Consider the following 9,749-nt stretch of genomic DNA (forward strand, 5'->3'; position numbering starts at 1 on the left):
TACGAGGCGAAGACCGGCGGCCGCGTGATCCCCGTCATCCTCCTCGAGCGGGCCGGCTGACCGCCCCTCAGGAGACCGCGCCGTCCTCGGCGCGCAGCGCCACCACGAAGGCGAGCCGCTCCGCCACCTCGGCGCGGGGGCCGTAGCAGGTGACCCACCCGCGCTCGAGGATGCCGGCGTGCTGGCCGTGGACCAGGGCGGCCCGGGCCGACTGCACCAGCACCAGCCAGGTCACCTCTCCGAAGGCGGCGCGAGCGCGGTCGAGGTCGGCCCAGAGGTCGGCGCGCGCGAGGTCCCAGACCACCGCCTGCTTCCCCGCGGCGAGCATCTGGGCGAGCGCCACCAGCTGCCGGCCGCGGAGCGGCACGTGGGCGGGGTGGAGGCCGAGCAGCCGGTCCTCGATGCCGAGGGCCTCGACCACCTCCTCGGCGCGGCGGCGCCGCCCCCGGGGCGCGGCGCGCTCGCCGAGCCGGATGTTCGCCCCGCACTCCAGGCCCGACTGCAGCACCGGGGGGTCGAGGATCGCGCCGAGCGCCGAGCGGGGCGGCGGCGACCCGGCGGCGAGGTCGTGCTCGTCCTCACCGATGCGCACCCGGCCGCGGCCGGGCTCGAGCCCCATCAGCGCGCGCACCAGCCGGCTCTTGCCGGCGCCCTCCCGGCCGGCCAGCACCGCGGTCTCACCGGGCGGCACGCTCAGGGTGGCGCCGTGACCGGCGAGGTCCGCCGGGGCGACTCCGTCGAGGGCCAGGCCCACCACCGCCATCCGCCTCTCCCTGTGCCCCGGGGCACCCGATCATACGGGGCCGGGACTGCCGGGACCGGTGGTCAGCGGCCCCGGACGGCGGTGCGGGTGGAGTGCCCTCGCAGCTCGTGGGGGAGCGCGTCCTGCACCGCCGCGGTGATGGCGGCGTCGTCGCTCTCGACGGGGACGGAGCCGTCGGCGCCGGCACGCATCGCCAGGCGGCCGCCGGCGCGGCGGGTGAGCACGACGATCGTCGAGGCTGGCACCCGTGACCGGATCGGCGCGGTGGCCTCGATGCCGCCGAGCTCCGGCAGCTCGGCCTCGATGACCACGAGGTCGGGCTGGTGGTGCTCCGCGAGCTGCACCGCGCTGACGCCGTTGGCGGCCTCGGCGACGACGGTGTAGCCGCCGGCCGCCTCCAGGAGGCCGACCACTCGCTCGCGGGTCTCGGACCCGCCGGCGACGAGTGTCTGAATCCCCATCGGTCCTCTCCAAGAAAATTACACGATGACTATAACATCAGGCTGCCCGGGACGGGCGGGTTCAGGGGATTCGGGCACCGGTGCGGGGCCTTCGGGAAGCCCTGCGCCGGCTCCTGCGCGGTCCGGCGCGGGCCGCCGCCGGGGAGGGACTGAAAGAAGAAGCCGCGAGCGCCGTTATCACTACCAGGAAGGATGCCCAGTGCATGCCATGGCAGCAGGGTTCTCTCCGGGAGATGAGATACAGATGGCCACGGTGGGCATCCGCGAGGCGGCACGACTGCTTGGTGTCAGCACCGACACGATCCGGCGGCGGATCGAGCGTCGTGACCTGCCCGCGCACAAGGATGCGAGTGGTCGCTGGCTGATCGACCTCGACGACTCGCTGGTGGTACCGGCCGCTCCAGCTGCGACCGAGCTGATGACCAGCGACCGCGAGGAGCTGATCCGGCTCCGCGCCGAGAAGCATGCGCTGCAGATGCTCCTCGAGGAGGTGCGCACCTCGCGCGACCGCACCGTCGAGGCCGAGGCCGAGCTGCGGCGCATCATCGCCATGCTCACCCTGAGGCGCCCGGGCATCACCGGCCCCGAGGGCGAGCAGGAGACCGTGGACGCTCCCGAGCCGCCGCGCCGCTGGTGGCAGCGGCGCCGCCCCGACCTCGAGCTCCGGCCCGAGGACGACTCGCAGGATTCCGGCTCCGCGGGCTGACCGGCGGCACCCCCCGGCCGATCCGGGCTGATCGGGGGTGACCCACCGCACCGGCCATCGACACATGTCGCATGGGCAGGTCATGGGCATGCCCATGGGCGGATGCGCGACCTTGCGCACGTTTGCGTGTATACTCGGAAACCTCTGAACTTTGTTCCCCCCCCTCTCGGGGCGTCCCTGGTTTCCGGGGGCGCCCTTTTTTACGTCATCTGACGCAAACGCATCGGCATGCGTACGCACGGATGACGAGAGTCAGCCCGGGGCGGGCTCCTCCGCCGCCGCGCCGTGGCGTCCGGCACCGCCGCTGAAGCGCGCCGCGCCGCGACCCGTCTCCCCCGAGCGCACCACCTCGATGCCGTGGCGGAACTCGTTGCCGAGGGCGCCGTCGAGGTCGAGCGACCACTGTTCGAGCGTGCTGAGACGGTCGGACCGCATGCAGCGCTGGGGCAGTCCGGCGAGCTCGCGGGCGAGGCCGGCGGCGGCGGCGAGCGCCGTCCCCGCCGGCACCAACCGGTCGGCCAGCCCCCAGGCGTGGGCCTCGGCGGCTGCCACCGGCCGGCCGGTCAGGATCATGTCGAGCGCTCGCCCCTGGCCGACGATGCGGGGCAGCCGCACCGTGCCGCCGTCGATGAGCGGCACCCCCCAGCGGCGGCAGAACACCCCGAACACCGCGGTCTCGGAGGCCACCCGGAGGTCGCACCACAGCGCCAGCTCCAGGCCGCCGGCGACCGCGTGCCCCTCGACCGCGGCGATCACCGGCTTGCCGAGGTGGATGCGGGCGAGCCCGAGGGGGGCGTCGCCGTCCGCGGTCAGCCGGTTCATGCGGTCCCCGCCGCCGGAGATGGCGTGGAGGTCGGCGCCGGCGCAGAAGGTTCCCTCCGCACCGGTGAGCACTGCGACGCTGCGCTCGGGGTCGGCGTCGAAGGCGCGGAAGGCGGCCGCGAGCGCCTCCGCGGTGGGGCGGTCGACGGCGTTGCGCACCTCCGCGCGGTCGATGGTGACCACGGTCACGGGCCCGTCGTGCTCGACCCGGATCCCGCTCATCCGGCCGCTCCCGCCGCGCCCAGCCCGAAGGCGTCCTCGACGGCGCGGACGATGCCCACGTAGCCGGTGCAGCGGCAGAGGTGGCCGCCGAGGCAGTCCATGATCTCCTCCCGGGTCACCTCCCCCCGCCGCGGCCACAGCTCGGCGAGCGACATCAGGATGCCGGCGGTGCAGAAGCCGCACTGCAGGCCGTGGTGGCGGTGGAGGGCGTCCTGCAGGGGGTGGAGCTCGCCGCCGGCGGCGAGGGCCTCGACGGTGGTCACCTCCGACCCCTCGGCCTGGACGGCGAGCAGCAGGCAGGACCGCACCGCCACCCCGTCGAGCAGGACGGTGCAGGCGCCGCAGACGCCGTGCTCGCAGCCCAGGTGGGTGCCGGTGAGCAGGGCGCGCTCGCGGACGAAGTCGGCGAGGGTGGTCCGCGGCTCCACCGCGGCCGCGACCGACCGGCCGTTCACCGAGAGCCGCACCTCTCTCATGCGGCCGCCGCCCCCAGCTGGGCGAGGGCGCGCCGGGCGACCACGCCGACGAGGTGGCGGCGGTAGGCGGCGCCGCCGTGGAGGTCGCCCACCGGGGCGGCGGCATCCACGGCGCGGTCGACCAGCCCGGCGGCGGCCCCCTCGACCCGGTAGGTGCGGGGGCCGGCGCCGAACACCGCCACCCGTCCCCGCTCGCCGGTCGCGTCGAGACCGGCGACCACCCCGGCGAGGGCGAAGTCCCCGGCCCGCCGGGCCACCTCGAGGACCCGCCAGCGCCACCCCTCGGGCGGGCGCAGCCGGAGCGCGACCGCCAGCTCGTCGGGCTCGACGGTGGTCGTGAACGGACCGGTGAGCAGATCGTCGACGGCAACCTCGCGGGTGCCCCGCACCGAGCGCAGCTCGAGGCTGCCGTCGAGGGCGATCGCCAGCGCGCACATCTCGGCGGCGGGGTCGGCGTGGCACACGCTGCCCACCACCGTGCCGCGGTTGCGGATGGCGGGATGGCCGACCATCCCCAGCGCCTCGCCGAGCACCCCGAGCAGCCCGGCCCGCTCGACCTCGCGCTGGCGGGCCAGGGCGCCGACGCGGAGCCCGCCCCCGTCCTCTCGCCGCACCCCGCCGAGCTCGGTGCCGAGCCGGTTGAGGTCGACGAGCAGGCCGGGCCGGGCCAGCCGGAAGGCGAGCAGGGGCATCAGGCTCTGGCCTCCGGCGAGCACCTTGGCCTCGTCACCGGCCTCGCCCAGCAGGGCGACGGCCTCCTCGACGCTGGCCGGGGCGACGTGCTCGAGCGGCGGCGGCTTCAGCTCAGCGGCCCTCGTACTCGGGCTCGCGCCGCTCGAAGAACGAGGTGACCCCCTCGTGGTAGTCGTGGGTGCTGCGCAGCATCGCGTAGGCCTTGCGCTCGATCTCCATGGCGGCGCGCAGGTTGGTGTCCATGCCGTGGTTGAGCGCCGACTTCAGCGTCGCCAGCGCCAGCGGCGAGCGGGCGGCGAGCTCGTCGGCGATGCGCATCGCCGCGGTCTGCAGCTCCTCGGGCGCCGTCACCTCGCAGACCAGCCCGCAGTGCAGCGCCTCCTCGGCGAGCATCCGCCGGCCGCGCAGGATCATCTCCCGCGCCCGCGACCAGCCGATCAGCCGGGGCAGCCGCTGGCTGCCGCCCGAGCCCGGCATCTGCCCGCGGGTCGACTCCGGCAGGGCGAACTCGGCGCGGGTGCTGCACAGTCGGATGTCGCACATCAGCGCCAGCTCCATCCCGGCGCCGAAGCAGTAGCCGTCGACCGCGGCGATCACCGGCTGGGGCACCTCCTCGACCGCCGCCAGGTTCTCGCCAAGATGGGCGAATTCGTAGGGCTCGCGCTCGAGGAAGCCGCGCATGTCACCGCCGGAGCTGAAGTACCCGCCCGCGCCGGTGATGACGATGACCCGCACCGAGCGGTCGCGGCCGAGCTCGGTGATGCGGTCGGCGATCTCCTGGCGCATCTCCCAGGTGATCGTGTTGCGCTTCTCCGGCCGGTCGATGGTGAGCCGGGCCACCGGCCGGTCCGCCAGACGCTCGACGACGATCTCGCTCACATCCTCTCCTCTGAGCGCTGACGCGCTCGCTGCAGCCATTCCCAGATCCTGCCGCCGTGCACGGGCAGCTCGTTCACCTCGACCCCGTGCGCCGAGAGCGCGTCGGTCACCGCGTTGGCGATCGCCGCCGGCGCCGCCATGCAGTTGCCCTCGCCGATGCCCTTGGCCCGGCTGGGGACGAGGTCGGTGTCGCCGTCGATGTGGTGGATACGCAACTCCGGCATCTCCGCGACGGTGGGGCAGAGGTAGTCCATGAAGGAGGTGGTCAGGGGGGTGCCGTCGGGGTCGTAGACGAGCTCCTCGTAGAGCGTCCCGCCGAGCCCGTGGGCGAGCGCCCCGGCCACCTGGCCGTCGGCGAGCAGCGGGTTGAGGATGCGCCCGGCGTCGTGGACGGTGGCGTAGCGCAGCACCCGCACCGCGCAGGTGTCGGGGTCGATGTCGACGAGGCAGACGTCGGCGACGCCGCCGTAGCAGATCGAGGAGTCGACGGTGTCATCGCCCGCCGGGCTCCGAGCCAGGTCGCTGCTGAAGGAGGCGGTGACGGTGAGCAGCGTCTCCAGCCCGGGGGGCAGCGAGCCGGGGTCCCAGTGGGCCAGGCCGGCGACCCGGCGGATGGGCACGGCACGGTCGCTTCCCCGAGCGCGGACGCTGCCGTCCACCAGCTCGAGATCGGCGGGGTCGACCTCGAGCATCTCCGCGGCGATGGCACAGATGCGCTCGCGCAGGGCGGCGCAGGCGCGGTGGATCGCGGAGGCGACGATCGGGGCGAACCGGCTCGAGTAGGAGCCGGAGGAGACGTTCCACACCTGCGCGGCGGTGTCGATGGAGGGGTCGACGCGCACCGCCGCCATCGGCACCCCCAGCTCGTCGGCGACGATCTGGGCGGCCACGGTCTCGTGCCCCTGCCCCTCGGGCGCGGTGGCGATGCGCAGCCGCACCCCGCCCATCGGGTCCATGGTCAGGGTGGCGCTCTCGGTGCACCCCGATTTGCCCAGCCCGCGGCCACGCTCCTCGGGGGTGCGGGCGAGGTCGATGTAGCCGAGGTTGGTGCCGGAGGGGTCGACGATCATCGCCATCCCCACCCCGGCGAGCCGCCCCGCGGCGCGGAGCCGGTCGCGCTCCGCCAGCATCTCCGCGCGGCCGCCCTCGCGGAGCAGGGCGTCGAGCAGCCCGGGGAGGTCGCCGGAGTCGTAGACCCCGCCCGAGGGGGTGCGATAGGGCATGCGATCGGCGGGGATGAGGTTGCGCCGGCGCACCTCGACGGGGTCGAGCCCGAGCCGCCGTCCCACCATCTCGACCAGCCGCTCCAGGCTGAAGTAGAGCTGCTGGCCGCCGAAGCCGCGGTTCAGCCCGGTCGGCGGCCGGTTGGTGAGCACCGCCCGCGCCTCGACGGCGAGGTGCTCGACGGCGTACGGGCCGACCAGGTTGCCGAAGCAGCGGTAGAGGGTGGCCGGCTCCGGCGGCCGGAGGTGGGCGCCGACGTCGTCGAGGATCTCCAGCCGCAGCGCCGTGATCCGCCCCGAGGCGTCGATCGCGGCCGACGCATGGGTGAGCCGGTCGGTGCCCGCCTGGCTGGCGACCAGGTCCTCCCAGCGGTCGGCGGTCCAGCGCACCGGCACCCCCGCGAGACGGCTGGCGAGCGCGATCAGCGGGATGTAGGCGTAGACCCCGGACTTGATGCCGAAGCTGCCGCCGATGTCGGGCGGCACCACCAGCCGCAGCCGGTTCTCGGGGAGGCCGAGACTGGCGGCGACCAGCGGCTGCATGACGAAGGGACCGTGGAAGTTGCTCCACACCGTGCACTCCCCGGCGGCCGCCTCCCACTCCGCCAGCACCGCGTAGCACTCGATCGGGGTCGAGCTGTAGCGGGGGAAGCGGAAGCTCGCGTCGACCCGGTGCTCGGCGGCGGCGAAGGCGGCCTCGGGGTCGCCGTAGCGGAAGGAGCGGGAGCTGATCACCGTGCCCGCCTCGACGTCGAGCACCGGGTCGAGCGGGTCGTAGTCGACCACCACCAGGTCGGCGGCGTCCTCGGCCACGTAGCGGTCGCGGGCGACCACCACCGCCACCGGCTCGCCGACGTAGCGGGCGGTGTCGAGTGCCAGCGGCCAGTAGGGCTCGGCGCCGCCGACGCCGACGCTGAACGGCCGCAGCAGGCGGCGGGCGTCGTCGGGGGTGACCACCGCGACCACGCCGTCGAGGGCGAGCGCCGCGGAGGCGTCGACCGCGACGACCCGGGCGTGGGCGTGGGGGCTGCGCACGATGGCGGCGTGGTGGATGCCGGCGACGGGGGAGATGTCGGCGACGAACCGGCCCCGCCCGCGGAGCAGACGGGCGTCCTCGACCCGGGGGATGGGCTGTCCCACCAGCGGGCGCGCGCGGATGACCTCCTTCACTGCGCCCGGGAACTCTACATCGCCTGGGGGAGAAGGGCCGGCGCGCTCCGGACTCAGGCCGGGCGGCGCAGCCGGGGGGTGCGGCGCCGGACCGCGGGCCGCGGTGCCGGGCCCGCCTGGGGCAGCTGCACCGGGGTGGAGCCGGAGCCGCTGACGCTCGGCGGGTTGGCGACCACCAGGGCGGCCATCTCGGAGGCCTCCATCGTCTCCACCTCGAGCAGCCGGCGGGCCACCGCCTCGAGCGCGTCGCGGTACTCGATCAGGGTCTGCCGGGCCCGCTGCTCGGCCTCGGCGATCAGCCGCTCGACCTCCTCGTCGACCGCCCAGGCCATCCGCTCGGAGTGGTCGCGGCCGAGGCTGTCGGCGCCGGTGCCGCTGAAGGTGCGCAGCCCCAGCGGGCTCATGCCCCACTCGGTGACCATCCGCCGGGCCATGTCGGTGGCGCGCTGGAGGTCGTCGTGGGCCCCGGTGGTGATGTGCTCGGCCCCGAACACCAGCTCCTCCGCGCAGCGGCCGCCGAGCATGGCGGCGAGCTGGTCGCGCAGCTGGGCGCGGCTCAGCAGCACCCGCTCCTGCTCGGGGAGGGCCATGGTCCAGCCCAGCGAGCGGCCGCGGCTGACGATGGTGATCTTGTGGACCGGGTCGGCGTGGGCGAGGACGTGGAAGACGAGCGCGTGGCCGGTCTCGTGGTTCGCGATGATCGAGCGGTCGCGCTCGGTGAGGATGCGGCTGCGGCTGGCGGCGCCGCCCATCACCCGGGCGATCGCCTCCTCGAGGTGCTCCATGCCGATCGCGCCGGCGTTGCGGCGGGCGCCGAGCAGGGCGGCCTCGTTGAGGACGTTGGCGAGGTCGGCTCCGGAGAAGCCCGGGGTCTGCCGCGCCAGGGTGCGCAGGTCGACGGCGGGGGAGAGCTTCTTGTCGCGGGCGTGGACCTCGAGGATCTTCACCCGGCCGGCGACGTCGGGCAGGTCCACGCTGACCTGGCGGTCGAAGCGGCCGGGGCGGAGCAGCGCGGGGTCGAGGACGTCGATCCGGTTGGTGGCGGCGATGACGATGATGTTGGCCCGGTCGTCGAAGCCGTCCATCTCCACCAGCAGCTGGTTGAGGGTCTGCTCGCGCTCGTCGTTGCTGTTCATGCCGCTGCCCCGGCGGCGGCCGACCGCGTCGATCTCGTCGATGAAGATCAGGCAGGGGGCCGTCTTGCGCGCCTGGGCGAAGACGCCGCGCACCCGGCTGGCGCCGACGCCGACGATCATCTCGACGAACTCCGAGCCGCTGATCGCGATGAAGGCCACCCCGGCCTCACCCGCAACGGCCTTGCTGAGCAGGGTCTTGCCGGTGCCGGGAGGGCCGGCGAGGAGCACGCCCTTGGGGATCTTCGCCCCCAGGCTGCGCAGCCGCTCGGCATCCTTGAGGTACTCGACGATCTCGGCCAGCTCCTCCTTGGCCTCCTCGACGCCGGCGACGTCGGAGAAGCGGATGGTCGGCCGGCTGATGTCGCGGCGGGGCATCGAGCCCATCCCCCTCATCCGGCCACCACCGCGCATGCGCGAGAGCATCACGAAGGTGAGGACGAGGAGGATGATGCCGCCGACGATCGGCAGCATCGTGAGCAGGGTGCGCTGGCCGTCGCCGACGCGATACCCCGTGACCACGGTGAGGACCATGACCACGAGCAGGGGGACGCTCAGCAGCGCTCCCAGCAGGATGAGGAGGAGCAGCCGCGTGCGTGGGTCTCGCATGGGGGCACTCTGAGCCCTGCGCGCGCCCGTGAACAGCGCCGTCACCCGGCCGTCGCCGCCCTGTCAGCTGCCGGTCACGTCCGCCGGGCGCGGGGGTGCGACGCTCTGGACACGGCGCGGCACCGCGTCCCTGTACAGTTCGACCTCCTCAGGCGATGTCCCAGAGACCCTCTCAGCTGCAGTCCTCCCGATGAGCGCCGCCCGTCGCGGTGCCATCGCGGCGACCGTCGTCCTCGCCGGTTTCGTGGCGCTGCTGTTCAGCCCGGCCGCCTCCCGCGCGGAGACGATCGCCACCACGACGACGAGCACCACGACGACGACCGGCTCGCTGTCGGTGCAGGCGACCACGAGCTCCAGCCGTACGACAGCGACAGCGACCTCCAGTACGTCCTGCTCGGTGCAGCAGCGCATCGCCGGCACCTGTCCCACGTCCCCACCCCTGCCGACGCCCACCCCGGGCGGTGAGATCACCACGACGAGCTCCACCCTCACCTACGCGGTGCTCCCCGGGAACGTGAGCATCCCGCCGACGGCGACCCCCAAGCCGCCGCCGACGCCCAGCCCCAGCCCGGTCGCCTTCACCGACACCGGC

Annotated in this window: 11 protein-coding genes; 2 read left to right on the top strand and 9 right to left on the bottom strand. The window is 74.4% G+C overall.

Features of this window, described 5'->3' with window-relative positions:
* Positions 1–67: 67 nt before the first annotated feature.
* Positions 68–763 (bottom strand): ATP-binding cassette domain-containing protein, encoded by a 696-nt coding sequence (locus VGL20_20280; GenBank protein ID HEY2706026.1) that lies wholly within the window; start codon positions 761–763, stop codon positions 68–70.
* Between the two features lie 62 nt (positions 764–825).
* Positions 826–1,224 carry a response regulator transcription factor gene (locus VGL20_20285; GenBank protein ID HEY2706027.1) on the bottom strand — a complete coding sequence of 133 codons (399 nt, stop codon included), beginning with the start codon at positions 1,222–1,224 and terminating at the stop codon, positions 826–828.
* Positions 1,225–1,468: 244 nt separating this feature from the next.
* On the opposite strand from VGL20_20285, the gene VGL20_20290 reads away from it, so the two are divergent.
* Positions 1,469–1,930, top strand: a complete 462-nt coding sequence (locus VGL20_20290) for a helix-turn-helix domain-containing protein (protein ID HEY2706028.1) — start codon at positions 1,469–1,471, stop codon at positions 1,928–1,930.
* A 252-nt stretch (positions 1,931–2,182) separates the two neighbouring features.
* Here the strand turns inward: VGL20_20290 and VGL20_20295 are convergent, their stop codons facing one another.
* The 7 genes from VGL20_20295 to VGL20_20325 form a co-directional block, all read right to left on the bottom strand.
* Entirely contained in the window at positions 2,183–2,974 is a 792-nt protein-coding gene (locus VGL20_20295; GenBank protein ID HEY2706029.1) for a crotonase/enoyl-CoA hydratase family protein, read from the bottom strand.
* Positions 2,971–3,450 carry a (2Fe-2S)-binding protein gene (locus VGL20_20300; protein ID HEY2706030.1) on the bottom strand — a complete coding sequence of 160 codons (480 nt, stop codon included), beginning with the start codon at positions 3,448–3,450 and terminating at the stop codon, positions 2,971–2,973. The genes VGL20_20295 and VGL20_20300 overlap by 4 nt, the downstream gene beginning before the upstream one ends.
* A complete protein-coding gene (locus VGL20_20305) occupies positions 3,447–4,253 on the bottom strand; it encodes an FAD binding domain-containing protein (GenBank protein ID HEY2706031.1) in 807 nt (268 codons plus the stop codon). The genes VGL20_20300 and VGL20_20305 overlap by 4 nt, the downstream gene beginning before the upstream one ends.
* Before the next feature lies 1 nt (position 4,254).
* Entirely contained in the window at positions 4,255–5,022 is a 768-nt protein-coding gene (locus tag VGL20_20310; GenBank protein ID HEY2706032.1) for an enoyl-CoA hydratase/isomerase family protein, read from the bottom strand.
* Complete coding sequence (locus VGL20_20315) at positions 5,019–7,385, bottom strand: xanthine dehydrogenase family protein molybdopterin-binding subunit (GenBank protein HEY2706033.1); 2,367 nt, start codon at positions 7,383–7,385, stop codon at positions 5,019–5,021. Before VGL20_20315 ends, VGL20_20310 begins: the two co-directional genes overlap by 4 nt.
* Positions 7,386–7,468: 83 nt before the next feature.
* Entirely contained in the window at positions 7,469–9,157 is a 1,689-nt protein-coding gene (gene ftsH / locus VGL20_20320; GenBank protein ID HEY2706034.1) for an ATP-dependent zinc metalloprotease FtsH, read from the bottom strand.
* A gap of 63 nt (positions 9,158–9,220) precedes the next feature.
* Positions 9,221–9,568, bottom strand: a complete 348-nt coding sequence (locus VGL20_20325; protein ID HEY2706035.1) for a hypothetical protein — start codon at positions 9,566–9,568, stop codon at positions 9,221–9,223.
* Here VGL20_20325 and VGL20_20330 point away from each other — a divergent pair.
* The coding region (locus VGL20_20330; protein ID HEY2706036.1) for a hypothetical protein at positions 9,555–9,749 on the top strand (195 nt) is incomplete at its 3' end. The two genes, VGL20_20325 and VGL20_20330, sit on opposite strands and share 14 nt — an antisense overlap.

The organism is Candidatus Dormiibacterota bacterium, assembly GCA_036495095.1.
Lineage (GTDB): Bacteria > Chloroflexota > Dormibacteria > Aeolococcales > Aeolococcaceae > CF-96.

What these genes read in the sequence shown, in the direction of transcription:
- VGL20_20280 (HEY2706026.1), bottom strand. Translation starts at nt 763, where the DNA reads ATGGCGGTGGTGGGCCTGGCCCTCGACGGAGTCGCCCCGGCGGACCTC.
- VGL20_20285 (HEY2706027.1), bottom strand. Translation starts at nt 1,224, where the DNA reads ATGGGGATTCAGACACTCGTCGCCGGCGGGTCCGAGACCCGCGAGCGA.
- VGL20_20290 (HEY2706028.1), top strand. Translation starts at nt 1,469, where the DNA reads ATGGCCACGGTGGGCATCCGCGAGGCGGCACGACTGCTTGGTGTCAGC.
- VGL20_20295 (HEY2706029.1), bottom strand. Translation starts at nt 2,974, where the DNA reads ATGAGCGGGATCCGGGTCGAGCACGACGGGCCCGTGACCGTGGTCACC.
- VGL20_20300 (HEY2706030.1), bottom strand. Translation starts at nt 3,450, where the DNA reads ATGAGAGAGGTGCGGCTCTCGGTGAACGGCCGGTCGGTCGCGGCCGCG.
- ftsH (HEY2706034.1), bottom strand. Translation starts at nt 9,157, where the DNA reads ATGCGAGACCCACGCACGCGGCTGCTCCTCCTCATCCTGCTGGGAGCG.
- VGL20_20325 (HEY2706035.1), bottom strand. Translation starts at nt 9,568, where the DNA reads ATGCGCTGCTGCACCGAGCAGGACGTACTGGAGGTCGCTGTCGCTGTC.